The sequence below is a fragment of the Lysobacter lycopersici genome (assembly GCF_007556775.1).
Lineage (GTDB): Bacteria > Pseudomonadota > Gammaproteobacteria > Xanthomonadales > Xanthomonadaceae > Pseudoluteimonas > Pseudoluteimonas lycopersici.
This window is the reverse complement of the sequence record NZ_CP041742.1, coordinates 1,253,886-1,275,819: the sequence shown is the minus strand read 5'-3', so window position 1 is coordinate 1,275,819 and position 21,934 is coordinate 1,253,886. Positions and strand designations below refer to the sequence as shown.

Below are 21,934 nucleotides of genomic sequence, written 5' to 3'. Positions count from 1 at the left end.
ATGCGACTGACCCTGTACCAGCGCGACGACTGCCACCTCTGCGACCTCGCGCTGGGGCTGCTGGCCGAGGTCCGGGCGCCGGAATTCGAGAGCGTGTTCGTCGACGGCGACGAGGCGCTGGAGCAACGCTACGGCATCCGCGTGCCGGTGCTGCGCGACGAGGATCGCGGCGTCGAGCTGGAGTGGCCGTTCGACGTGGCGAAGCTGGAGCGATTCCTCGGCCCGTAGGAGCGCCCATTTGGGCGCGACATTTCTGCGCAAATCCCGTCGCGCCCAAATGGGCGCTCCTACGGAATAGGCGTGAACACCACCTTCGTCGCCACCGCGATCGCGTCCGGGATCAGGCCGGTATCGGCCCAGTCGCCGCCGCCGACGCCGAAGGCCAGCCGCGACACCGTGGCCTTGCCGGCGAGCACCGGCTTCGCGCCCGGCGTCCAGGTGAATTCCAGCGTCACCGGCTTGTCCACGCCGCGCAGCGACAGCGTGCCGTCGGCGGCGTAGCGATTGCCGCCGAGCGCGCGGAATTTCGTCGCGGTGTAGTGCGCCTGGGCGAATTTCGCGCTGGCGAAGAAGTCGTCGCCGCGCAGTTCGCCGTCGTAGTCGTCGTTGCCGGTAGTCGCGGTCGCGAGCGGGATGGTCACGTCGAGTTTCGCGTTCGCCAACTGCGCCGGATCGAACGACAGCTTCGTGCTGAATCCCGGGAACCTGCCGGTGAACACCTCGCCCTGGTATTTGCCGGCGAAGGTCAGCGCCGAGCCCGGCGCCTGCACGTAATCCTTGGCAAAAGCCGCGGCGGCGAACGCCGGCGCCGCGAACAACAGCAACGGAAGCAAAAGGGATTTAGGCGACATCGTGGTTCTCCTGCGTGGGGGTGCGCAACCAGCCGCGCGGCAGCATGCGCGCCAAAGTGGCGTCGCGCTGGAACAGGTGGTGGTAGATCGCCGCCGCGGCATGCGCGGCCGCCAGCGCGACCAGCGCCCAGAACAGCCATTCGTGCAGATCCTCGGTGAACTCGTGCAGGTCGTGGTCGTGCGCGGCGATGGACGGCAGGTTGAACAGCCCGAACCATTGCAGCGGGAAGCCCGCGGCGGAGTTCATCACCCAGCCGCTGATCGGTACCGCGAACAGCAGCAGGTACAGCGCGACGTGCATCGCCGAAGCCGCGCGTTCCTGCCATGTCGGCGTGCCTGGCACCGGCGCGGGGCGACCGGCGTACAGGCGCCACAGCAGGCGCGCGAGGGCCAGCGCGAGGATGGTGATGCCGACCGACTTGTGGAAGGCGAACACGGCGATCTTGTCCGGGCCGCGCGCCATGTCGCCCATCAGCAGGCCGACGGTTCCCTGCGCGAGCAGCAGCAGCACGATCAGCCAATGGAAGGACTGGCTCACCGCGCCCCAGCGTTCGTTCGGATTCTTCAGGCTCATGGATGCGTTTCCGGCGTCGTGTCATTGGTGGTGGATGGTGAATCGGTCTTGTCGGAACCGGAATCGTCGTTGCCGGCGCCCGCGCGCAGGGCTTCGGCCTCGATGCGCAGTTGCACCTCGTCGCCGATCACCGATTTCCACGCATCGATGCCGAAATCGCTGCGCTTCAGCGTCGCGGTCGCGGAAAAACCCGCGGTTCGGCGGAACGGCGGCATGGGATGCCGTTTCAACTGGTTGAACGCGACATCGAGGCAAGCGTCGTGCGCGACGCCGCGGATTTCCATGTCGCCGCAGACGCGCGCATGCGTCGCGTCGACCGGCTCGATCCGTGTTGAGAGGAAGCGCGCGACCGGATGTTTCGCGGTGTCCAGAAGGTTCGTCGCCTGCACGGCCCGGGTCCACTTCGCATCGCCCATGTCGAGCCGGTCCAGCGGCACTTCGACCGTGAGCTTCGCGCTGCTCCAGTCGTCCGGGTCGAACCACAGTTCGCCATGGCTGCCCGACACCGTGCCCATCGCCTGCGAGAAGCCGGCATGGCTGACTGCAAACAGCACGCGGGTATGCACCGGATCGAGTTCGTAATGCGCGGTTTCGGCCGTCGCGGCCAACGGTAGCGCGAACGCGAGCAGGGCGAAGGCGAGTCGGTACGGCCGGGGCATGGCGGATCTCGCGGCGGGTCGGTGCGGATTCTAGGCACAGACGCGATGAACGCCGGATGTTGCGGCTGGAACGCGACGTTGCGAGGATGCAGCCGGGGAGTGCTTCGGGGGAACCATGCGCCGGATCGCATGCTGGTTGCTGGCGGGATGCCTGGCCGCGGGTTCGGCGTGGGCGGCCGTGCCGGAAATCCCGCGTTTCCGCATCGTCGGCAGCGCCCAGGGGCTGCCGGCCAGCGACAACAAGGCGCTGGCGCTGGACCACGAGGGCTACCTGTGGATCGCCACCGCCGACGGCCTCGCCCGCTTCGACGGCATCGGCATGCGCATCTGGCGCTACGACCCGGACGACCCGCGCGGATTGCCGGGCAACAACATCCAGGCCTTGCACGTGGATGCCCGCGATCGCGTGTGGTTCGCGATCGAGGGGGGCGGCATCGGCATGCTGGATGCGCCGAACCGCGACCTGCACCTGTACCGCAAGGCCGACCACCCGCAAATCGGCAGCGACGAGACCTGGGCCATCACCAGCCGCGGCGACGACCTGTGGTTCGGCACCTACGATGCCGGCGTGCACCGCATGCAGGCGGACGGGCGCATCGAACGCTGGACGGCGAAGGACGGCCTGCCGTCGGATCTCATCCTCTCGCTGGCGTTCGATGCCGCAGGCACGCTGTGGGTCGCGACCGACAACGGCCTCGGCCGCATCGTCGGCGGGCATGCGTCGAGCGTGCCGTTCCCGGGCGTGGAATCGCAGCCGATGGTGTACACGCTGACGCCGGAGGGCGGCGCGCTGTGGGTGGCGACGTCGGCGGGCGTATGGCGGCGCGACGCCGACGGACGCTGGACGCAGCCGGCGTGGTCGTCGATGTTCGAACGCCCGAACGCGATGAAAGCGATCGCGCGAGATGGCGATGGCTACTGGATCACCAGCCAGCGCGGCTTGTGGCGGCAACAGGGCGATGCGGTGCCTGTACCGGTCAAGCTCGGCGGGCCGGACATCCCGCATGCGATCGAATCGCTGGTGCGCCAGCCCGATGGCGCATTGTGGGTGCCGGTCTACGGCGCGGGCATCGGTTATTTGCGTTCGGACTGGCGCCGGCTCGCGCAGTACACGCAGGGCGCGGGCGGCCTGAACGGCAGCGTGTATCCGGCGGTCGCGCCAGCGCGCGGCGGCGGCGTCTGGCTCGGCGGTTACGAGGGCGTGATCGAACGCCTCGTGCCCGACGGGCGCATCGAACGCCTCGGCGCGGCGATCGACGATGGCCTGCGCGGCAAGAAGCTCAATTCCATCGTCGAGGACGATGCCGGGCGACTGTGGGCCGGCACCAGCAAGAGCCTGGTCCGCATCGGCACCGACACCATCGACGAATGGTTGCCGGACGACGCGAGGGACCCGGTGCCCGACGGTCCGATCGAACACCTGCGCATCGCACCCGACGGCAGCCTGTGGCTGCTGGCCAACAGCGGTGGCGTGCAGCAACGCGACGGGAAAACGGGCCGGATACTGCTCGACCTGCGCGCCGGCGATGCCGGCGGGCTCGACCTGGTCGACGCGGAACAGCTCGACCTCGCGCCGGATGGAACGCCGTGGGTCGCCGACGCAGGCGGCATGCGCCGCTTCGATCCCCGCGCGCGTCGTTTCCGCGACGAGCCATCGCTTGCCGGCGAACGCGTGTACGGATTCGCATTCGACGGCAACGACGGGCTCTGGCTGCAGCGGTTGGCCGGACTCGAGCATTACCGTCGTGCGAACGACGGATGGACACTGGTCGAACGCATCGGCCAGGCGCAGGGCATGCCGGCGGTCGGCGCCGCGGGCATGCGCATGGACCTGCGCCACCGCCTGTGGATCAGCACCACGCGCGGCCTGTATTGCTGGGACCCGGTGAAGCGCACGCTGCGCCATTACGGCGCGCAGAGCGGATTGAGCAGCGAGGAGTTCATCGACCGCGGCATCGCGATTGCCGATGGCGGCAGCCTGCTCGCGGCAGCGACGATGGATGGTTCGGTCGTGCTGGTCGATGCGGCGATGGCGGATGTACCAGGCATGACGCCGAGCCTGCGCCTGGATTCGGTGTCGGTGCGGCGCAACGGCGACTGGCAGCCGTTGCCGCAGGGACGCGAACCGGAACTGCCCTGGGACGAGCACGAGATGCGCATCGATGCGCGCCTGTTGTCCTACGACGATCCCAGTTCGAACCGCTACTGGAGCCGGATCGACGGTTACGACCGCGGCTGGATCGCGCAGGGCGCGGACGGCGGGCGCGTGATCGCCGGCCTGCCGCCGGGGCGTTACACACTGCGCATGCGCGCGGTGGATGCGAACGGCAATGCCGCGCGCGAACAGCACATCCGTTTCCGCGTGCTGCCTCCGTGGTGGCGAACCGCCTGGGCCTACGCCGGTTCCGTACTGCTCGGCATCCTGCTCATCGCATGGGGCGCGATAGCCTATCGCCGGCGTCTGCAGCGCCGCAGCGCGTGGCAGCTCGCCGAGCACAAGCGCGAGCTGGCCGAACAGGCATCGGAAGCGAAATCGCGTTTCCTCGCCACGCTCGGGCATGAAGTACGCACGCCGATGACCGGCGTGCTAGGCATGAGCGAACTGCTGCAGGGAACTTCGCTCGACGATCGGCAACGCGGCCATGTCGATGCGATCCGCCGCGCCGGCGAACACCTGCTGCGACTGGTCAACGACGCGCTCGACCTCGCCCGCATCGAAGCCGGGAAACTGCAGCTCGATCCGTCGGATTTCGAGTTGCGCGGCCTCGTCGACGATGTCGCGGGCCTGATGGCGCCGCTCGCCACGCAGCGCGGATTGCGATTCGCCACGAACATCGATCCGGCCGCGCCGCGTCGCCTGCGCGGCGACCGCGGCCGCATCTCGCAGATCCTGCTCAACCTGGTCGGCAACGCGATCAAGTTCACCGAGCAGGGCGAAGTCGCGCTTTCGGTTTCGCCGTTGTCGCCGCAGGGGGTCCGGCTCGAAGTTCGCGACACCGGCCCGGGCCTCAACGAGGAACAGAAGGCGCGGTTGTTCCGCCGTTTCGAACAGGCCGAAGGCGCGCGCACCGCGACGCGTTACGGCGGCAGCGGGCTCGGGCTCGCGATTTCGCAGGAACTCGCAGCGGCGATGGGCGGGCGCATCGCCGTCGACAGCACGCCGGGGCAGGGCACGCGCTTCACCGTCGAGCTGCCGATTGCGAATGCCGAATCGTCGCCGCAGGCGGTGGAGACGCGCGCCTCGCGCGATGTGCGATCCGGGACCGGCGCATTGCGGTTGTTGCTGGTCGAGGACGATCCCACCGTCGCCGAAGTCGTCGTCGGATTGCTGCGCGCGCAGGGCCATGAAGTCGTGCACGCGCTGCACGGACTCGCCGCGCTGACCGAAGTCGCATCGGGTAACTTCGATGCCGGCCTGCTGGATCTGGACCTGCCGGGGCTCGACGGCCTCGCACTGGCGCGCGCACTGCGTGCGCAAGGCTTCGCGAAACCGCTCATCGCCGTGACCGCGCGCGCCGACGGCGATGCGGAGCCTGCGGCGCGCGCGGCCGGCTTCGACGGATTCCTGCGCAAGCCGGTGACCGGTGCGATGCTGGCGGATGCGATTTCGGAAGCGCGCGGGAAATAATTTCCCTCTCCCCTTGAGAGAGAGGGTGGCGCGTAGCGCCGGGAGAGGGGAAATCCGAGTGTTGTCTGAAGCCCCTCTCCTGCCCCTGCGGGGCGTCCTCTCCCCCAAGGGGAGAGGAAAAAAGCAGAGCCTTCAGCGCTTGCTGGATTCGTGCACCGCATCCACCAGCGCGGCGACGTGTCCGGGATCCATGTCCGGCGAGAGGCCATGGCCGAGGTTGAACACGTGGCCCTCGCGCGAACCGCCGTTGCCGTCGCGGTATGCATCGAGCGCGATCCGTGCCTGCGCGCGGATCGCCTCCGGATTGCCGTACAGCGTCGCCGGATCGAGGTTGCCCTGCAGCGCGATCTTGCCCTGCACGCGGCGCGCGGCATCGTCCAGGGCAATCGTCCAGTCCACGCCTACGCCTTCGGCGCTGCTATTCGCCAACTCTTCCAGGTACGGTGCGTTTCCCTTGCCGAACAGGATCAGCGGCGTGTCGCCGCGATCGAGTTCGCGCGCGATGCGCACGAGGTAGGGCAAGGAGAATTCGCGGTACATCGCCGGCGACAACACGCCACCCCAGGTGTCGAATACCTGCAGCGCCTGCGCGCCGGCCGCGCGCTGTGCAGACAGATAAGCGATCACCGCATCGGTGTTCACCTGCAGCACGCGGTGCAGCAATGCCGGCTCGTTCAAGGCCATCGCCTTGATCCTGGAGAAGTTGTCGCTGCCGCCGCCTTCGACCATGTAGCAGGCCAGCGTCCACGGGCTGCCGGAAAAACCGATCAGCGGGACGGAGTCGTTCAGTTCACGACGAATCGTGCGCACCGCGTCCATCACGTAGCGCAATTCCGAATCCATGTCCGGAACGGCGAGTTTCGCCACGTCGTCGGCGCTGCGGATCGGGCGTTCGAACTTCGGGCCTTCGCCTTCGACGAAATACAGGCCCAGCCCCATCGCGTCGGGCACGGTGAGGATGTCGGAAAACAGGATCGCGGCGTCGAGGTCGAAGCGGCGCAGCGGTTGCAGCGTGACTTCGCAGGCGAGTTCGGGGTTCTTCGCCATCGCGAGGAAGCTGCCGGCCTTGGCGCGCGTGGCGCGGTATTCGGGCAGGTAGCGCCCGGCCTGGCGCATCAGCCACACCGGCGTGCAGTCCACGGGTTCGCGGCGCAGTGCGCGGAGGAGGCGGTCGTTTTTGGGCTGGGAATTCGTCAACGTCGGATCCGTGGTGCAAGTTGTTGGTTGTTGGTTGTTGGTTGTTGGTTGTTGGTGGAAGGCTTTTCGCCATCAACCAGGAACCAGCAACCAGGAACTAGCCTTTCGGCGCATCCGCGCCTTGCGCGAACATCAACTGGAAACCTTTTCGCAATTGCAAATCGCGTGCATGTTCCAGCGCGACCAGCGCACTTTGCTGATCGGGGAACTGTTCGCGCTTGAGCGTGCTGCGGCCGCCGATCTGCCCGGTCTCGCGCAGCAGCGACCAGCCGCCGAGCAAGTCGGCTTCCAGTTGCAGCTGGACGAAGCGCGGCGATTCGCGGCCGTCCGGGCGTTGTTGCAGCAGCAGGCGCATCCGCGAATTGTAGCGGGGCGCCGCCGGCGGGCGCCCACGCCGTATGCTGGCCGCCTCGCCATGGCGGATGCCTTCGATGCGCAACATCGACCTGAGCTCATGGAATGCCGCGCTCACCACGCTGCTCGGGCTGGTGGTCGTGTCGCTGGTGGCGGTCGGCATCCGCCTGCTGGTCATGCAGACCATCCAGCGCCGGCAGCAGGCCCAGAACCGGCAGATCAACGAGCGCCTGCGCACGCTGATCGCGGCCTACAAGACCCTGGGCGGTTCGTTCACCGGCGAACTTTCGGTCGATCCGGCGCACAAGCGCGACCTGCGCCGCCGCGCGGACGAATCGGTATCGGTGGAAGCGGCCGCGGCCGCGGATCCGGGCATCGCGCTGGGCGAGGCGTCGCGCACGCAGGCCGACGATGATTCGGCCGGCGAACGCCGGCGCCGCATCCGCGATGCGGTCGAGGCGGCGCTATCCGACATCATCCTGCTCGGCACCGCGGAGCAGGTGCGCCTGGCAGCCGAAGCCGCGAGCGAGATGGTGGCCGGGAGGCCGGTCAAGCTCGCCGCGCTGGTGGTGTCGCTGCGCGGTTTCATCCGCGAAGCGCTGGACCTGGCGCCGGTGCCCGCGGGCGTGGTCATTCCCGAACAGGGGCCGCTGCGCACGACATCCTCCTCCGGTGGCGGCAAGCGCGGTGGTGAAGGCGGCGATGGCGGGAATGCGGGCGGAGGTGGCGGTGGCGGGGGAATGGGCGGAGGCGGGATGGGCGGCGCGATGGGTGCCGGTGCCGGCGGCATGGGCATGGGCCTCGGCCTCGGGCACCACGCCGCGCAAGGCGACGATCAATCGTCTTGAACGTTCACGCCGACGCGAGCGTGGCGCGCACCGAGTTCTCGTCCACCCCGGCCACGATTTCCGCGCGCCCCGGCCCGCGCCAGAGCACGAAACGCAGGCCGGACGCGGTGGCCTTCTTGTCCAGGCGCATGCGCGCGAGCAGGGCCTCGGGATCGAGTCCGGGCGGGATTGCGACCGGCAACCCGAAGCGTTCGAGCAAGTCCGCCAGCCGATCCGCATCAGCGTCGGCGGCCATGCCGAGCCGGGCCGAGAGCCGCGCCGCGAGCACCATGCCGACCGCGACCACCTCGCCGTGGTTGAGCCCGGTGTAGGCCTGTTCGGCCTCGATCGCGTGGCCGAAGGTGTGGCCGAAGTTCAGCAGCGCGCGCTCGCCGCGTTCGAACGGATCGCGTTCGACGATCGCGGCCTTGTGCGCGCAGCTGCGGGAAATCGCTTCGGCCAATGCGTCACCGTCGTTGGCGAGCAAAGCGTCGACGTTCTGTTCGAGCCAATCGAGGAAATCAGTGTCGCGGATCGCGCCGTACTTCACCACCTCGGCGAGGCCGGCGCGCAGCTCGCGAACGGGAAGCGTGCGCAGCGTGTCGGTGTCGGCCAGCACCGCGACCGGCGGATGGAACGCGCCGACCAGGTTCTTGCCGGCATCGAGGTCGAGCCCGGTCTTGCCGCCGACCGAGGAATCGACCATCGCCAGCAGCGAAGTCGGTAGTTGCACGCAATCGATGCCGCGCATCCAGCACGCGGAAGCGAAGCCGGCCAGGTCGCCGACCACGCCGCCGCCGAGCGCATACACGCAGGCGTCGCGGGTGGCGCCGAGGTCCGCGAGCGATTGCAGCACGCGTTCGAACTGCGGCAGGCGCTTGGATTCCTCGCCCGCAGGCAGCACGCATTCGCCGACGACGAGTCCATCGCGTGAACGCAGCGCATCGACGACGCGCCGTGCATACAACGGCGCGACGTTCGCATCGCTCACGATCAGGGCATGGCGTCCGCGCGACGGCGCGAGCAAGGCATCCGCATCGCCGAGCAATCCCGCACCGATGCGGATCGCGTAGGGCTTCGCGCCACCAACGTCGATGGAAATCATGCGGCGATGTTCCCGCGTTGCCACTTCACGGCGAGCAATTCGGCCAGTGCCATCGCCGCGTGCGTCGCGTTGTCGTTGCCGGTATCGAAGCGCAAATCCGCAACCTCGTCGTACAGCGGGCCACGGATCGAAGCGAGTTCCTGCAATGCCTGTTCGCGATCCGGGCGCTGCAGCAGCGGGCGGCTGCGGTCGCGGGCGAGGCGCTGCAGTTGCGCGGACACGTCGAGGTGCAGGTGCACGACGAAGCAGCGTTCGCGCAACAGCCGGCGGTTGTCGGCATCCAGCACTGCGCCGCCGCCGGTGGCCAATGCCAGTCCGTCGTCGGCGAGCAAGGCCTGCAGCGCCGCGGATTCGCGGGCGCGGAAACCGGCCTCGCCCTCGCATTCGAAGATGGTCGCAATGCCCGCGCCGCTGCGGTCCTCGACCTCGTGGTCGAGGTCGGCGAAACGCAGGCCGAGGCGTTCTGCCAGCAACCGCCCGACGGCGCTCTTGCCGGCGCCCATCGGTCCGACCAGCGCGAGGTTGGGGGCGGGATTCATCGGCGCGATCTTAACAATCCGGCGCCTAGTCTGGCCGTCCCCGGCAGCCGCCGCCATCAGCAGGGATACGCCATGTCCGTCGCCAAGATCGTCGAACTCAACGCCTCGTCCAAGACCAGCATGGAAGACGCGGTGAAGACCGGCCTGAAGAAAGCCGGGGAAACCATCAAGAACATCAAGGGCGCGTGGGTCAACGAAATCAAGGTCGTCACCGACGACAGCGGCAATGTCGCCGAGTGGCGCGTCAACCTGCGCGTGACCTTCGTGGTCAGCTGAGCGGCAGCGGATCCAATGGCCGCCGCGTCGCATCCAGGCGCACGTGGCGGTCGGCGATGGCCGGCAAGGTGCGCAGCGCCTGCCGGCTGACGCGTTCGAAGAACTGCACGAAGCGCAGCACTTGCGCATGGGTCATCGCCTGGCGATCGGGATTCGCCTTCTGCAGCGTCACTTCCTGTTGCCAGCGCCATTCTGGCACGATTTCGAAGCCCGGGCCTTCAAGGAACAGCATGCGGTCGATGCGCTCCCACAGCGGCGGGTAATTGCGGCCGAGCACGGCGTTGCACCAGCGCCGCCAGGTGCCGTCGGCATCCTCGTCGCGTTCCAGCGCATTCAACGGGGAAACGAGTTCGGCATCGGTTTGCGCCGGCACCTTCTGGAACCAGCCTTCGAACAGCACCAAATCGGTATCGCGAGCCGTCGGCCATTTCGATGGCGGCAGGCGGCGGTCGGCGATCTTGTCGAAGCGCGGAAGTTTTGCCGCGCGGCCTTCGCGCAGTGCATCGATGGTGTCGATGGCGAGCGGCACGTCGTGGCTGCCGGGGGCCCCGCGCGTGGCCAGCAGCGGATGCACCTCGCGGCCCAGCGCCAGGCGTTCGCGCCGACCGAGGTAGAAGTCGTCGATGGACAGCACCACCGCGCGCAACCCGCGTGTCGCGGCGAGCGCAGCCACCTGCGCCGAGAGCGTGGACTTGCCGCTGCCCTGCAGCCCGGCGATGGCATAAACGCGCAAATCGTGGGCCAGCGCATCGTCCAGCACCGCGGCGACGAAGGGTTCGGAATAGCCGGCGGGCGAGGGAGAATGCGTACGGCTTGCCATCGCGCGACAATAGCGCAATGGACCCGTTGCTCGCCGAAGCCCTGGCCACCTTCACCCGCTTGTTCGACGAGGCCGAGGCCGCGCGCGAACCCGACCGCACCGCGATGACGCTCGCGACCATCGGCGCGAACGGCCCAGCCGCGCGCATTGTGCTGCTGAAGACGCACGGGCCGGAAGGATTCGTGTTCTACACCCACCTCGACGGGCGCAAGGGCCGCGAACTGCAGGCCGATCCGCGCGCGGCGCTGATGTTCCACTGGCCGCGCGTGCGCCACGGTATGCAGGTGCGGATCGAGGGCGATGCCTCGGTCGTCGCCGACGCCGAAGCCGATGCCTATTTCGCCGGACGCCCGCGCATGAGCCAGATCGGCGCCTGGGCTTCGCGCCAGTCGGAAACATTGGAAGCGCGCGAGACCTTCGAGCGCCGGCTGGAAATGGCCGAGGCCGAGTTCGAGGGCCGCGACGTGCCGCGCCCGCCGCGCTGGGGCGGATTCCGCATCGCGCCGCGCAGCATCGAGTTCTGGTACGGCGCGCAGTTCCGCCTGCACGAACGCCACCTGTACGAACGCGACGGTGCGGGGAAGTGGTCGAAGCGGATGTTGTATCCGTGAGTGCAACGCGCGGCCCGCGCCGCATTGTGTGCCTGACCGAGGAACCGACCGAAATCCTGTACGCCCTCGGCGAGCAGGACCGCGTCGTCGGCATCAGCGGCTTCACCGTGCGCCCGCCGCGGGCACGCAAGGAAAAGCCCAAGGTCAGCGCGTTCACCAGCGCCAAGATCGACGAAATCCTGAAACTGCAACCGGATTTCGTCGTCGGTTTTTCCGACATCCAGGCCGACATCGCCGCGGAGCTCGTGCGCCGCGGCATCGAGGTATGGATCTCGAACCACCGCAGCGTCGACGGCATCCTCGATTACGTGCGCCGGCTTGGCGCGCTGGTCGGCGCTGGCGACAAGGCGAATGCCTACGCCGACGAATTGAAGCGCGGACTGGATGCCATCGAAACCGAATCCGCGAAGCTGTCGCGGCGGCCCAAGGTTTATTTCGAGGAATGGGACGAACCGCCGATCACCGGCATCCGCTGGGTCGCCGAACTCGTGCGCATCGCCGGCGGCGACGACGTGTTCCCCGAACGCGCGCTGGAACCGCTGGCGAAGGCGCGCATCCTCGAAGACGGCGATGAAGTCATCCGCCGCGCGCCGGACATCATCCTCGGCTCATGGTGCGGCAAGAAATTCCGCCCGGAGAAAGTCGCGGCGCGTCCGGGCTGGAACGCGATTCCCGCGGTGCGCGACGGCGAGCTGCACGAGATCAAGTCGCCGATCATCCTGCAGCCCGGCCCGGCGGCACTGACCGATGGCGTGCGCGAAATCGCGCGGATCATCCAGGATTGGGCAACGAAACAATCGTAGGGCGGGCCTTGGCCCGCCGATGGCGATTCAACGTGGGTAGAAATCCCGGCTGAGGCGCACAGTCGAGGTCGAACCCGGCGCGAGTTGCGCGCGGATGTCGAACGTCAGCGTGTCCGGGGCAGCGATCGGAACGAGTGCGATGCGATCGACGAAATCGCCGGTGCGCACTTCGCGCAAAGGCAGCGGGCGTTCGCCGCCCTTGAGGTCGGAGACCGTGGCCTGCAACGACACCGGCGTGGCGTTGTCGCCGTTCGCATCGCGCACGGTGAGCAGCAGCAGCGCCTGGTTCGGTTCGCGCGCGATGCCGTAGCCGGCCGCGACCGATTCCTGCAAGTCCGCGGTTTCGACCACGTTCGCGCGCAAGGTGATGCCGTTGCTGGTGGCGGTGGCGCCGTTCGTCGCATCTCCGGGCGTGGTCGCGGCCACCGGTGCGCGGGACGGCGTGTCGCCGCGGTCGCAACCCGCGAGCGCGAGGCAGAGCAGGGCGGGGATGCGGAATGCGTGCATGTTCGTTCGCCTCAGTCGTTCATCGCGGACAGTTCGCGGCCGCGTTCGCGCGCGGCGTGGATGGCGCGCGCGACGATGGCGCGGAAGCCGTCGCGTTCGAAGCTTTCCAGCGCCGCCTGCGTGGTTCCGTTCGGCGAAGTGACGCGCTTGCGGAGTTCGTCGGGCGCTTCGCCGGATTCGGTAAGCATGCGCGCCGCGCCGAGCACGGTCTGCAATGCCAGCGCACGCGCGGCGTCGGGAGGCAGGCCCTCTGCTTCACCGGCGGCGATCATCGCTTCGGCGAGCAGGAACACATAGGCCGGGCCGCTGCCGGACAACGCGGTCACGGCATCCATCTGCATTTCGTCGCCGATCCATGTGGTCGGACCGGTCGAGGCGAGCAATTGTTCGGCGACCGCGCGCCCATTTGCGTCGACATTGGCGTTCGCAAAGAGGCCCGTGGCGCCGGCGCCGAGCAGGGCGGGCGTGTTCGGCATCGCGCGCACCACGCCAAGGCCGCCGCCGAGCCAGTGTTCGATCTGCACGCCGGAGATGCCGGCGGCGACGGACACGACCAGCGGTTTTTCCGCCTGCGCCAGTGGCGCCAGCGTTTCGCACACCGTGCGCATCACCTGCGGTTTGACCGCGAACATCCACACATGCGCGCCTTCGACCGCTTCGGCGGCAGTCGGGTAGGCCTTGATGCCGAAATCCCCGGCCAGCGACTCGCGCACCGGATCGATCGGTTCGGCGACGCGGATCGTGGCGGGATCGCATCCCTGCGCGACCAGGCCACCGACCAGGCTGCGCACCATGTTGCCGCCGCCGATGAAGGCGATGGTCGTTGCGAACGTCATGCGGTTTCCTTCGGGGGACGCGGGCCGAACAAGGCGCTGCCGATGCGGACCATGGTCGCACCTTCGGCGATGGCGACGGCGAAGTCGTCGCTCATGCCCATCGACAACGTGTCGGCTTGCGGATGCGATTCGCGCAGGCGTTCGAACAGTCCGCGCATGCGGGCGAACGCGGGGCGGCGCCGTTCCGGATCGGCATGCGGGGCGGGAATCGCCATCAGCCCGCGCAGGACGAGGCGCGGTTCGGCGGCGACGGCTTCGGCCAGCGCCTGGATGTCGTCCGGGCGACAACCGTGCTTGCTCGCCTCGTCGTCGATATTCACCTGCAGCAGCACGTTCAGCGGCGGCGACCCGTCCGGGCGATGGCGGGCGAGGGCGGTCGCGAGCTTGGGCCGGTCCACCGTCTGCACCCAGTCGAACAAGCGTGCCGCCTCGTTCGCCTTGTTCGATTGCAGGTGGCCGATCAGGTGCCATTCCAACCCGAGTCCGGCGAGCGCGGCGATCTTGCCCGCTGCTTCCTGCACGTAGTTTTCCCCGAACGCCTTCTGGCCAAGTTCGGCCAGGGCCGCGACCTCGCCAGCGGTCCTGGTCTTGGACACCGCGAGCAGGCGCGCGGCGGCTGGCCGGCCGGCCGCGCGCGCCGCGTTATCCAAACTGTGCAGGACGTCGACAAACGCCCGGCGATACGGGTTCATGGATCGATTGTCGGCTCTTGCGGGAGGCATATACTGCCTGCGGCCCCCTGTCTTGCGACAGCGGGTTCAAGGGCGCTGCATGGAAGCTGCGCCCGCCGGGCTTCGCCGCGAAAGCGTCGGGGTGCCGGCACGCGAGGACGGGACCGATCTTCGTGCGGGATTCCCGCATGCGGCGGAACCGGGACTCGAAGCGTCGCGGCGGGGCTGGATGGCCCCGATGCGGTTACGACGACTCGCGCGGCACCGGGGGAACGACCGCCGCGCACAAGGGGAGTAGTGCCACCATGGATATCGCTGAACTTCTCGCGTTTTCGGTCAAGAACAAGGCTTCCGACCTCCACCTTTCGGCGGGACTGCCGCCGATGATCCGCGTCGATGGCGACGTGCGCCGCATCAACATCCCGGCGCTGGACCACAAGCAGGTGCACGCGCTGGTCTACGACATCATGTCGGACAAGCAGCGCCGCGATTACGAGGAATTCCTCGAAGTCGACTTTTCGTTCGAGATCCCCGGCCTGGCGCGCTTCCGCGTCAACGCCTTCAACCAGAACCGCGGCGCCGGCGCGGTGTTCCGCACCATTCCCTCCGAAGTGCTCACGCTCGAGGATCTCGGTTGCCCGCGCATCTTCAAGGAACTGATCGACCAGCCGCAGGGCCTGATCCTGGTGACCGGCCCGACCGGTTCGGGCAAGTCGACCACGCTCGCGGCGATGCTCGACCACGTCAACAAGAACGAATACGCGCACATCCTCTCGATCGAGGACCCGATCGAGTTCGTGCACACCGCGCAGAAGTGCCTGATCAACCAGCGCGAAGTGCACCGCGACACCCACGGCTTCAACGAAGCCCTGCGCAGCGCGTTGCGCGAGGATCCGGACTACATCCTGGTCGGCGAAATGCGCGACATCGAGACGATTCGCCTGGCGCTGACCGCGGCCGAAACCGGCCACCTGGTGTTCGCCACCCTGCATACATCGAGCGCGGCGAAGACGATCGACCGCATCATCGACGTGTTCCCCGCCGGCGAGAAGCCGATGGTGCGCTCGATGCTGTCCGAATCGCTGCGCGCGGTGATCTCGCAGGCCCTGCTGAAGAAGATCGGCGGCGGCCGCACCGCGGCCTGGGAAATCATGGTCGGCACGCCCGCCATCCGCAACCTGATCCGCGAGGACAAGGTCGCGCAGATGTACTCGGCGATCCAGACCGGCCAGCAGTCCGGCATGATGACCCTCGACCAGCACCTCCAGGACCTGGTGAAGCGCGGCGTCGTGACCAAGCAGCACGCCCGCGAATACGCCAAGGACAAGCGCCTGTTCGACTGACGCCAGACGAAGCCGGAGAACGACATGAGCAGCATCGATTTCACCAGCTTCCTCAAGCTGATGGCGCACCAGAAGGCGTCGGACCTGTTCATCACCGCGGGCATGCCGCCGTCGATGAAGGTGCACGGCAAGATCTCGCCGATCACCCAGAGCCCGCTCACGCCGCAACAGTCGCGCGACCTGGTCCTGAACGTGATGAGCCCGCCGCAGCGCGAGGAATTCGAGAAGACCCACGAGTGCAACTTCGCGATCGGCGTGGCCGGCGTCGGCCGCTTCCGCGTCTCGTGCTTCTACCAGCGCAACCAGGTGGGCATGGTCCTGCGCCGGATCGAGACCAAGATCCCGACGGTGGAGGAGCTGAACCTGCCGCCGATCATCAAGACCCTGGCGATGACCAAGCGCGGCATCATCATCTTCGTGGGCGCGACCGGCACCGGCAAGTCTACCTCGCTGGCGGCGATGATCGGCTACCGCAACCAGAACTCGACCGGCCACATCATCACCATCGAGGACCCGATCGAGTTCGTGCACAAGCACGAGGGCTGCATCATCACCCAGCGCGAGGTCGGCATCGACACCGACAGTTGGGACGCGGCGCTGAAGAACACCCTGCGCCAGGCGCCGGACGTGATCATGATCGGCGAGGTGCGCACCCGCGAGGGCATGGACCACGCCATCGCCTTCGCCGAAACCGGCCACCTGGTGCTGTGCACCCTGCACGCGAACAACGCCAACCAGGCGATGGACCGCATCATCAACTTCTTCCCCGAGGACCGCCGCGGGCAGTTGCTGATGGACCTGTCGCTGAACCTCAAGGGCGTGGTCGCGCAGCAGCTGATACCGACCCCCGACGGCAAGGGCCGGCGCGTGGCGATGGAAATCCTGCTCGGCACGCCGTTGGTGCAGGACTACATCCGCGACGGCGAGATCCACAAGCTGAAGGAAGTGATGAAGGAATCCGTGCAACTGGGCATGAAGACCTTCGACCAGAGCCTGTTCGAGCTCTACCAGGCCGGCGAGATCAGCTACGAGGACGCGCTGCGCTACGCCGACTCGCAGAACGAGGTGCGCCTGCGCATCAAGCTCGCGCAAGGCGGCGATGCGCGCACGCTGGCGCAAGGCCTGGACGGGGTCGAGGTCGCGGAACTGCGCTGAACCATCCAGCGTTGCACGAGGAAGCCGGGCAATGCCCGGCTTTTTCGTTCCCGGGGTTCGGTCCCCGTGGCAGGCAAACCCTGCCGCGGGGCGTCGACCTTCTCGCGCACGCATGGCTTGCAGCTTCGGGTCGTTGCGGGCTTCGCGCCGGATCCGCTCGGGCCCGGCGCGCAAGGCCCGGCTTGGCCCGTTTCTTGCATTCGGTCACAACGCTGGCCGGGTTTGTCGGGTTTCCGCGTTTGCTCAGATCGGGCGGCTTCAGCCTAAAACCGTGACGGAGTTATCATTCTCGTTCGGCCCATGGATCGGTCCTTCAATCGAGTCATCACCGGCGGATCATCCCGATCCGCCCAACAGGGGGAAAAAATGCGTACTTTGCTTGGCGTATCCATTGCCGCCGTGGTACTGGCATCCGCCGCCAATCCGGCCAAGGCCGGAACCGAAAATCGCTTCCAGAACGCGCAGGGCGGCGTCGTATGCCAGCTCAGCATCCCCACTTCGGACACCATGGCCAGGGCGAAGGCAACCGGTTTCCGCAACGAAGGGACCACCACCGCGTACGCGATCTGCGGCATGGAATCCTCGAACAGCCACAGCGACGTCGGTACGATCCTGCAACTCAGCATGGGCCTGTACTCGTTGAACCAGTCCGCGAAGACCGTGAGTTGCACCGCCGTCAACGGGTTCGCGAACGGCGCCCCGATCTATTCGACCAAGAATGCGAGCGTGCCCGCGAACGGCACCACGGCGACCCTGAGCTTCGACGCCTCCGACTTCGGCGGGACGGCGGGCGACCCGTTGCCGGAAAGCGACTTCTGGTCGATCACCTGCGCCCTGCCGGGGAATTCGGCCATCGGCAACCTGGTGACCAAGTTCACCGTGAACACTCCCAACTGAATCGTCGCTCGGCCCGGCCATGAACCCAGGTAGTGATCCGGGTTCGCGCATGGCGGGCGGATCTCCATTCAGTGCTTCGATCCATTACAGGCGGATCCCTCGGATCCGCGGAATTAGGGGGAACAAATGCGTATTTTGCTAGGCGTATCCATCGCCGCCATGGTGTTGGCATCCGTCGCCCAACCCGCCGGTGCGGCAGTCGAAACCCGCAAACAGGCCGCGCAGGGCGGCGTCGTGTGCAAGCTCACCGACATGAGCCTGAACCTCACGGTCAAGGCGAAGGCGACCGGCCTTCGAAACGAAGGCGACACCAGCGCGTTCATCATCTGCGGGATGGAATCCGCGAACAGCCAGGAGGCCATGGGCACGATCAAGGGCCTCACCATCGGGCTGTATTCCCTGAACGGGGTTTCGGCGTCGGTCACCTGCACTGCCGTCAACGGTTATGCGAACTCCACCCCGCTCTATTCCTCCAAGACGCTGGCGACGAACACGAACGGCACGGCAGCGACCATTAACTGGGACGCTTCCGATTTCGGGGGAACGGCGGGCAATCCGCTCGCGCAGAACGACTATTGGTCGATCACCTGCAACTTGCCGGCGAAAACCAGCGTCGGCTACATGGTGACCCAGTTCAACGTGAACGTCCCGGCAACCTGAGCGGATCCCGGCTTCGTTCGAACCCCGGCCTCGCGCCGGGGTTTTTGTTTGTGGCGAGGCGATGACTGGCCGGTCGGGTCCGGCGTTTTCGTTGGCCGTTGCAGGGGGCCATTCCGGCCCGATCCGGGAGGAAGTTCGAATGCATACCTATCCGTGGTTGCCACGTCCGCCGTCGCTCTTGCCCTGGGGATGGGCATCAGCCAGCCCGCACAGGCCGTTACCCAGAACCGGTTGATCGCCGCCCTGGGCGCAGACACCTGCAAGCTGAGCGTCCCGACCACCGATAGCAAGGTGCGCCCGCGCGCCACCGGTTTCCGCAACGAGGGAACCACTAACGTCTTCGTGATCTGCACGATCCATACCGACAACGGTCCTGGCGGCAGCTTCGGCTCGGCTCCATTCATCGATGCGGGCCTCGCCGCGCTTTCGCTCGACGGCGCCGGGCACGACGTGCAGTGCACGGGCGTCAACTCGTTCAGCGTGCTCGGCGACCAACAGTACGTGACGAAGATCCAGAACACCGGCACCAACCTCACCCAGTTCTGGTGGATCGAGGATGACTTCGGCGTCAGCGACGGTAGCGGCATCCCCGGCACCGGTGCGTTCTCGATCACCTGCATCCTGCCGCCCAACGTAAGCCTCGACCTGGTGCTTGCCAACATGAGTGAAGACGTCGGCAGCTGACCGCGCTTGCGGTCGCCACGACGAAAACCCCGGCCTCGCGCCGGGGTTTTCGTTTGCCGGGGCCGATTACCGTGCCTTCGCGGCGTACTGTTCCAGTCCCAGCACGCCCAGTCCCTGTTCGAAGCGCACGTCGACAGGGATGTGCGCGGCCTCGAGGCGGTCGAGGTCGGCGGCGAGTTGCGGCTTCACCACGCCGAGCGTCTCGGTCATGCGCTTCGCCTCGGCGTAGTCGCCGTCGCCCTGCACGGTGAGCAGCTTGGCGCTGAGTGCGTTCACCGCGTCGCGCATCTTGTCGAAGTCGACGCGGTAGCGGCCGTCGGCTTCGCGCACGAAGGCGCCGCGCTCGGCGAAGAAATTGAAGCGGATCATGTTGGCCTTGCCGTGGGCGTCGCTGGCGCCGAAGCGCACCGAGCGCAGCATGCCGGCGAGGAAGGTGACGTAGCTGTCCATCAACTTCGACTTGTCGAGTTCGCCGCGTTGCGAGAGCGCATCGATCATGTACAGGCCGAGCACGTCGGCCTTGCCTTCCTCGAAGTTGGAGGAGAACTCCTTCAGCGCGTCGCTGACCGTGGTCTTGCCGGGATGCCCGTCCTTGTCGAGCACGTGCTTGATGCCGAGGCCGTGCGCGACCTCGTGGAACATGGTGTCCTCGAAGAAGGCGTCGAAGGTGACGTTGCCGAGCTGGTCCTTCGCGATCAGCTGGTTCGCGATCGGCACCAGGATCGCGTCGAACTTGGCGCGGATCACGTTCTCCAATTGCAGGCGGCGCGTGCCCTTGGCGAGCTGCACTTCCTCGTCGTTCGGCAGGTTGATGGCGATGGTCTTGGCGCCGACGTTGGCGTTGCCGCCGTAGTAAATCGCCGCGTAGGCGTTGAGGTCGGCGGCGGAGCCGGGCTTCTCGGCCTTGTATTTCGCATCCACCGGCAGGCCGGTCTGCAACGACGGCAGGAACTGCGCGAAGCGCGCGAGCTTCGCGCTCCACGCCTGGTCCTTGATGAGCACGAGGCCCTCGTACGCGGCCTTGTAGCCGAACAGCTGGTCTTCGTAGGTCTCGATCGGGCCGACGACGATGTCCACCGGATTCGACTTCATGTCCATCCAGGCCATGTCGCTGGGCCGGAAGTCGTCGCTGAGCAATGCGTCGGCGCGGATGTCGAGGTAGTGCGCAAAGGACTTGTCCGCGCTGTGCTTCGCCGCTTCGCGCAACAGCGATGCCGCGCGCGCGAGGTCGGCCGCATAGGCTTGGTGGTAGGGAACGGTGACGAGCTTGCCGGCGTCGTCGCGGCGCAGCAGGGTGTACCACGAGGCCTTGTCGGCGAGGTCGGCGTTCTCGAATTCCTCCTTGGTCATGTCGGCGGGATAGAACACGCCGCCGACCGGACGCGGGCCGATGCCGGGCAGGATCGGCGTGTCCTCGTTCAACCGGTCCCATGGCCCGAAATTCATCGCGAGCAGGTCCTTCGTCGCCGCGTCCGGCGCCTTCGCCAGCAGGCCGGCCTTGTCCGGCCACGATTGCTGCCAGTACAGGTCGTCCATGACTTCGCTGGCCTGCACCAGCAACGCGAGCATGCGCTTGCCCTCGTCGTCGAACGCGGACAGATCGGCCTTCAGTGGCACGGTGGCGTAATCGCCGGCGTGCTGTTCGGCATACGAGGGCGTGGCGGCGGGTTTGGCGGCATCGGTCGCGGCCGGTGCCTGCGCGTCGTTGCGGCAGGCGGCAAGAGCGAGCGTGGCGAGGCAGGCAAGCAGGAGCGGGTGGCGGCGCATGTGGAGTGTCCGGTGCGGGGAAAACCGCATCCTACGCCGCTCCGTTCACGCCGGGGAAAGGCGATCCGGGGCCCGCGCTAGAATGCCCGCATGAACGCAATGCCGGCCACGTCCCTCGCCAACCACTTGCTGGTGGCGCTGCCGTCGCTCGACGATCCAAACTTCGCGCGCAGCGTGGTGCTGCTGTGCCAGCACGACGCCGACGGCGCGATGGGCATCGTGGTGAACCGCGCGTCCGAATACCGCCTCGGCGAAGTGCTGTCGCAGGTCGGGTTGCAGGACGGGAACGAATCCCTGCGCGAACAGCCGGTGCTCGGCGGCGGCCCGGTGCATCCCGAGCGCGGCTTCGTGTTGCACGATGGCGAACGCGATTGGGAGTCGAGCCTGGCGATTGCCGATTCGCTGCGCATCACCACCTCCCGCGACGTGCTCGAGGCGATGACGAAAGGCGAAGGCCCGGAGCGCGCGGTCGTCGCGCTCGGCTGCGCCAGCTGGGGCGCGGGCCAGCTCGAATACGAACTTGGCGAAAACACCTGGATCACGGTGCCGGCGGATATGGAACTGCTGTTCGCGCTGCCGCTGGAAGCGCGCTGGCAGGCCGCGGCCGGGCGCATCGGCGTGGACCTTGCGCGCATGGCGGATTACAGCGGCCATGCCTGAAGCGAACGCCAGCGACATCCGCCGCGACGGCACCGTGCTCGGCTTCGACGTCGGCGCACGAAGGATCGGCGTGGCCGTCGGCAGCGCGTTCGGCCACGGCGCGCGCGCGCTGGCGGTGGTCGACGTGCACGCGCACGGCCCGGACTGGAACGAGATCGACCGCCTGCGCCGCGAATGGCGCCCGGACGGCTTCGTCGTCGGCGACCCGATGACGCTCGACGGCGGCGACCAGCCGATCCGCAAGTTCGCGCGCGCCTTCGCCGGCGAACTGCGTTCGCGCTATGCATTGCCGGTGGTGATGGTGGACGAACGCGCCAGCTCGATCGAAGCCGCGCAGCGTTTCGCCGCCGATCGCGCCGAAGGCCGACGTCGCAAGCGCGACGCCGCCGCGCTCGATGCCGTCGCCGCCGCAGTGATCGTCGAGCGCTGGCTCGCCGCGCCGCAGGATGCGCAACCCGTGTAAGGGCGCGGCATGCCGCGCCCCTACGTTTTCATCCACCGAATTCGATA

Annotated in this window: 25 protein-coding genes; 13 read left to right on the top strand and 12 right to left on the bottom strand. The window is 67.6% G+C overall.

Going from position 1 to position 21,934, the window contains the following annotated elements:
- Positions 1-228 (top strand): glutaredoxin family protein, encoded by a 228-nt coding sequence (locus FNZ56_RS06470; protein WP_143879053.1) that lies wholly within the window; start codon positions 1-3, stop codon positions 226-228.
- A 59-nt stretch (positions 229-287) separates the two neighbouring features.
- Here FNZ56_RS06470 and FNZ56_RS06465 read toward each other — a convergent pair whose 3' ends face one another.
- Genes FNZ56_RS06465 through FNZ56_RS06455 form a run of 3 tightly spaced genes read right to left on the bottom strand, consistent with a single transcriptional unit; the run spans position 288 to position 2,084 of the window.
- Entirely contained in the window at positions 288-851 is a 564-nt protein-coding gene (locus FNZ56_RS06465; RefSeq protein WP_143879052.1) for a YceI family protein, read from the bottom strand.
- A complete protein-coding gene (locus tag FNZ56_RS06460; RefSeq protein WP_143879051.1) occupies positions 841-1,425 on the bottom strand; it encodes a cytochrome b in 585 nt (194 codons plus the stop codon). The genes FNZ56_RS06465 and FNZ56_RS06460 overlap by 11 nt, the downstream gene beginning before the upstream one ends.
- Positions 1,422-2,084, bottom strand: a complete 663-nt coding sequence (locus FNZ56_RS06455; protein WP_143879050.1) for a YceI family protein — start codon at positions 2,082-2,084, stop codon at positions 1,422-1,424. The genes FNZ56_RS06460 and FNZ56_RS06455 overlap by 4 nt, the downstream gene beginning before the upstream one ends.
- Before the next feature lie 115 nt (positions 2,085-2,199).
- On the opposite strand from FNZ56_RS06455, the gene FNZ56_RS06450 reads away from it, so the two are divergent.
- Positions 2,200-5,712, top strand: a complete 3,513-nt coding sequence (locus FNZ56_RS06450; protein WP_143879049.1) for a hybrid sensor histidine kinase/response regulator — start codon at positions 2,200-2,202, stop codon at positions 5,710-5,712.
- A 132-nt stretch (positions 5,713-5,844) separates the two neighbouring features.
- On the opposite strand, the gene hemE is transcribed toward FNZ56_RS06450, so the two are convergent.
- Positions 5,845-6,909, bottom strand: coding sequence for a uroporphyrinogen decarboxylase (gene hemE, locus FNZ56_RS06445; RefSeq protein ID WP_143879048.1), 1,065 nt, complete (start codon positions 6,907-6,909; stop codon positions 5,845-5,847).
- Between the two features lie 97 nt (positions 6,910-7,006).
- Complete coding sequence (locus FNZ56_RS06440) at positions 7,007-7,264, bottom strand: WGR domain-containing protein (RefSeq protein WP_143879047.1); 258 nt, start codon at positions 7,262-7,264, stop codon at positions 7,007-7,009.
- A gap of 76 nt (positions 7,265-7,340) precedes the next feature.
- Between FNZ56_RS06440 and FNZ56_RS06435 the strand changes: the two genes are divergently transcribed.
- Positions 7,341-8,111, top strand: coding sequence for a hypothetical protein (locus FNZ56_RS06435; RefSeq protein ID WP_143879046.1), 771 nt, complete (start codon positions 7,341-7,343; stop codon positions 8,109-8,111).
- Between the two features lie 4 nt (positions 8,112-8,115).
- Here the strand turns inward: FNZ56_RS06435 and aroB are convergent, their stop codons facing one another.
- Entirely contained in the window at positions 8,116-9,195 is a 1,080-nt protein-coding gene (gene aroB / locus FNZ56_RS06430; protein ID WP_143879045.1) for a 3-dehydroquinate synthase, read from the bottom strand.
- Entirely contained in the window at positions 9,192-9,734 is a 543-nt protein-coding gene (locus FNZ56_RS06425) for a shikimate kinase (protein WP_143879044.1), read from the bottom strand. The genes aroB and FNZ56_RS06425 overlap by 4 nt, the downstream gene beginning before the upstream one ends.
- A 72-nt stretch (positions 9,735-9,806) precedes the next feature.
- Here FNZ56_RS06425 and FNZ56_RS06420 point away from each other — a divergent pair, with 72 nt between their 5' ends.
- Entirely contained in the window at positions 9,807-10,010 is a 204-nt protein-coding gene (locus tag FNZ56_RS06420) for a dodecin family protein (RefSeq protein WP_143879043.1), read from the top strand.
- On the opposite strand, the gene FNZ56_RS06415 is transcribed toward FNZ56_RS06420, so the two are convergent.
- On the bottom strand, positions 10,003-10,830 hold the full coding sequence (locus FNZ56_RS06415; protein WP_143879042.1) for a kinase: 828 nt from the start codon (positions 10,828-10,830) through the stop codon (positions 10,003-10,005). The two genes, FNZ56_RS06420 and FNZ56_RS06415, sit on opposite strands and share 8 nt — an antisense overlap.
- A 17-nt stretch (positions 10,831-10,847) precedes the next feature.
- On the opposite strand from FNZ56_RS06415, the gene pdxH reads away from it, so the two are divergent.
- Entirely contained in the window at positions 10,848-11,441 is a 594-nt protein-coding gene (gene pdxH, locus FNZ56_RS06410; RefSeq protein WP_143879041.1) for a pyridoxamine 5'-phosphate oxidase, read from the top strand.
- Positions 11,438-12,244 (top strand): cobalamin-binding protein, encoded by an 807-nt coding sequence (locus FNZ56_RS06405; protein ID WP_143879040.1) that lies wholly within the window; start codon positions 11,438-11,440, stop codon positions 12,242-12,244. The genes pdxH and FNZ56_RS06405 overlap by 4 nt, the downstream gene beginning before the upstream one ends.
- 27 nt (positions 12,245-12,271) lie before the next feature.
- Here the strand turns inward: FNZ56_RS06405 and FNZ56_RS06400 are convergent, their stop codons facing one another.
- The 3 genes from FNZ56_RS06400 to FNZ56_RS06390 are packed head-to-tail and all read right to left on the bottom strand — an operon-like array spanning position 12,272 to position 14,279.
- Positions 12,272-12,751 carry a DUF4426 domain-containing protein gene (locus FNZ56_RS06400; protein WP_143879039.1) on the bottom strand — a complete coding sequence of 160 codons (480 nt, stop codon included), beginning with the start codon at positions 12,749-12,751 and terminating at the stop codon, positions 12,272-12,274.
- Positions 12,752-12,762: 11 nt separating this feature from the next.
- On the bottom strand, positions 12,763-13,587 hold the full coding sequence (gene proC, locus FNZ56_RS06395; protein WP_143879038.1) for a pyrroline-5-carboxylate reductase: 825 nt from the start codon (positions 13,585-13,587) through the stop codon (positions 12,763-12,765).
- Positions 13,584-14,279, bottom strand: a complete 696-nt coding sequence (locus FNZ56_RS06390; RefSeq protein WP_143879037.1) for a YggS family pyridoxal phosphate-dependent enzyme — start codon at positions 14,277-14,279, stop codon at positions 13,584-13,586. The genes proC and FNZ56_RS06390 overlap by 4 nt, the downstream gene beginning before the upstream one ends.
- A 284-nt stretch (positions 14,280-14,563) precedes the next feature.
- Between FNZ56_RS06390 and FNZ56_RS06385 the strand changes: the two genes are divergently transcribed.
- From FNZ56_RS06385 to FNZ56_RS06365, 5 genes are all read left to right on the top strand, one after another.
- Positions 14,564-15,601, top strand: a complete 1,038-nt coding sequence (locus FNZ56_RS06385; protein WP_143879036.1) for a type IV pilus twitching motility protein PilT — start codon at positions 14,564-14,566, stop codon at positions 15,599-15,601.
- A gap of 24 nt (positions 15,602-15,625) precedes the next feature.
- Positions 15,626-16,756 carry a PilT/PilU family type 4a pilus ATPase gene (locus FNZ56_RS06380; protein ID WP_143879035.1) on the top strand — a complete coding sequence of 377 codons (1,131 nt, stop codon included), beginning with the start codon at positions 15,626-15,628 and terminating at the stop codon, positions 16,754-16,756.
- Between the two features lie 300 nt (positions 16,757-17,056).
- Complete coding sequence (locus tag FNZ56_RS06375) at positions 17,057-17,653, top strand: hypothetical protein (protein ID WP_143879034.1); 597 nt, start codon at positions 17,057-17,059, stop codon at positions 17,651-17,653.
- A gap of 252 nt (positions 17,654-17,905) precedes the next feature.
- A complete protein-coding gene (locus tag FNZ56_RS06370; protein WP_221933323.1) occupies positions 17,906-18,313 on the top strand; it encodes a hypothetical protein in 408 nt (135 codons plus the stop codon).
- Positions 18,314-18,502: 189 nt separating this feature from the next.
- The gene (locus tag FNZ56_RS06365; RefSeq protein WP_143879032.1) at positions 18,503-18,997 is read left to right on the top strand and encodes a hypothetical protein; all 495 of its coding nucleotides are present in this window, start codon (positions 18,503-18,505) and stop codon (positions 18,995-18,997) included.
- A 66-nt stretch (positions 18,998-19,063) separates the two neighbouring features.
- Here FNZ56_RS06365 and FNZ56_RS06360 read toward each other — a convergent pair whose 3' ends face one another.
- Positions 19,064-20,764 (bottom strand): dipeptidyl-peptidase 3 family protein, encoded by a 1,701-nt coding sequence (locus FNZ56_RS06360; protein ID WP_143879031.1) that lies wholly within the window; start codon positions 20,762-20,764, stop codon positions 19,064-19,066.
- A 90-nt stretch (positions 20,765-20,854) separates the two neighbouring features.
- Between FNZ56_RS06360 and FNZ56_RS06355 the strand changes: the two genes are divergently transcribed.
- Positions 20,855-21,424, top strand: coding sequence for a YqgE/AlgH family protein (locus tag FNZ56_RS06355; RefSeq protein WP_185970813.1), 570 nt, complete (start codon positions 20,855-20,857; stop codon positions 21,422-21,424).
- The gene (gene ruvX / locus FNZ56_RS06350) at positions 21,417-21,887 is read left to right on the top strand and encodes a Holliday junction resolvase RuvX (RefSeq protein WP_143879030.1); all 471 of its coding nucleotides are present in this window, start codon (positions 21,417-21,419) and stop codon (positions 21,885-21,887) included. The genes FNZ56_RS06355 and ruvX overlap by 8 nt, the downstream gene beginning before the upstream one ends.
- Positions 21,888-21,934: the final 47 nt, after the last annotated feature.

Bases quoted from the DNA above. Each gene is read 5' to 3' on its own strand.
- FNZ56_RS06375 (WP_143879034.1), top strand. From the start codon at position 17,057: ATGGATCGGTCCTTCAATCGAGTCATCACCGGCGGATCATCCCGATCC.
- ruvX (WP_143879030.1), top strand. From the start codon at position 21,417: ATGCCTGAAGCGAACGCCAGCGACATCCGCCGCGACGGCACCGTGCTC.
- FNZ56_RS06420 (WP_143879043.1), top strand. From the start codon at position 9,807: ATGTCCGTCGCCAAGATCGTCGAACTCAACGCCTCGTCCAAGACCAGC.
- FNZ56_RS06470 (WP_143879053.1), top strand. From the start codon at position 1: ATGCGACTGACCCTGTACCAGCGCGACGACTGCCACCTCTGCGACCTC.
- FNZ56_RS06450 (WP_143879049.1), top strand. From the start codon at position 2,200: ATGCGCCGGATCGCATGCTGGTTGCTGGCGGGATGCCTGGCCGCGGGT.
- FNZ56_RS06455 (WP_143879050.1), bottom strand. From the start codon at position 2,084: ATGCCCCGGCCGTACCGACTCGCCTTCGCCCTGCTCGCGTTCGCGCTA.
- proC (WP_143879038.1), bottom strand. From the start codon at position 13,587: ATGACGTTCGCAACGACCATCGCCTTCATCGGCGGCGGCAACATGGTG.
- FNZ56_RS06460 (WP_143879051.1), bottom strand. From the start codon at position 1,425: ATGAGCCTGAAGAATCCGAACGAACGCTGGGGCGCGGTGAGCCAGTCC.
- FNZ56_RS06380 (WP_143879035.1), top strand. From the start codon at position 15,626: ATGAGCAGCATCGATTTCACCAGCTTCCTCAAGCTGATGGCGCACCAG.
- FNZ56_RS06400 (WP_143879039.1), bottom strand. From the start codon at position 12,751: ATGCACGCATTCCGCATCCCCGCCCTGCTCTGCCTCGCGCTCGCGGGT.
- FNZ56_RS06465 (WP_143879052.1), bottom strand. From the start codon at position 851: ATGTCGCCTAAATCCCTTTTGCTTCCGTTGCTGTTGTTCGCGGCGCCG.
- pdxH (WP_143879041.1), top strand. From the start codon at position 10,848: ATGGACCCGTTGCTCGCCGAAGCCCTGGCCACCTTCACCCGCTTGTTC.
- FNZ56_RS06365 (WP_143879032.1), top strand. From the start codon at position 18,503: ATGGGCATCAGCCAGCCCGCACAGGCCGTTACCCAGAACCGGTTGATC.
- FNZ56_RS06385 (WP_143879036.1), top strand. From the start codon at position 14,564: ATGGATATCGCTGAACTTCTCGCGTTTTCGGTCAAGAACAAGGCTTCC.
- FNZ56_RS06370 (WP_221933323.1), top strand. From the start codon at position 17,906: ATGAGCCTGAACCTCACGGTCAAGGCGAAGGCGACCGGCCTTCGAAAC.
- FNZ56_RS06390 (WP_143879037.1), bottom strand. From the start codon at position 14,279: ATGAACCCGTATCGCCGGGCGTTTGTCGACGTCCTGCACAGTTTGGAT.
- FNZ56_RS06355 (WP_185970813.1), top strand. From the start codon at position 20,855: ATGAACGCAATGCCGGCCACGTCCCTCGCCAACCACTTGCTGGTGGCG.
- FNZ56_RS06440 (WP_143879047.1), bottom strand. From the start codon at position 7,264: ATGCGCCTGCTGCTGCAACAACGCCCGGACGGCCGCGAATCGCCGCGC.
- aroB (WP_143879045.1), bottom strand. From the start codon at position 9,195: ATGATTTCCATCGACGTTGGTGGCGCGAAGCCCTACGCGATCCGCATC.
- FNZ56_RS06435 (WP_143879046.1), top strand. From the start codon at position 7,341: ATGCGCAACATCGACCTGAGCTCATGGAATGCCGCGCTCACCACGCTG.
- FNZ56_RS06360 (WP_143879031.1), bottom strand. From the start codon at position 20,764: ATGCGCCGCCACCCGCTCCTGCTTGCCTGCCTCGCCACGCTCGCTCTT.
- FNZ56_RS06425 (WP_143879044.1), bottom strand. From the start codon at position 9,734: ATGAATCCCGCCCCCAACCTCGCGCTGGTCGGACCGATGGGCGCCGGC.
- FNZ56_RS06415 (WP_143879042.1), bottom strand. From the start codon at position 10,830: ATGGCAAGCCGTACGCATTCTCCCTCGCCCGCCGGCTATTCCGAACCC.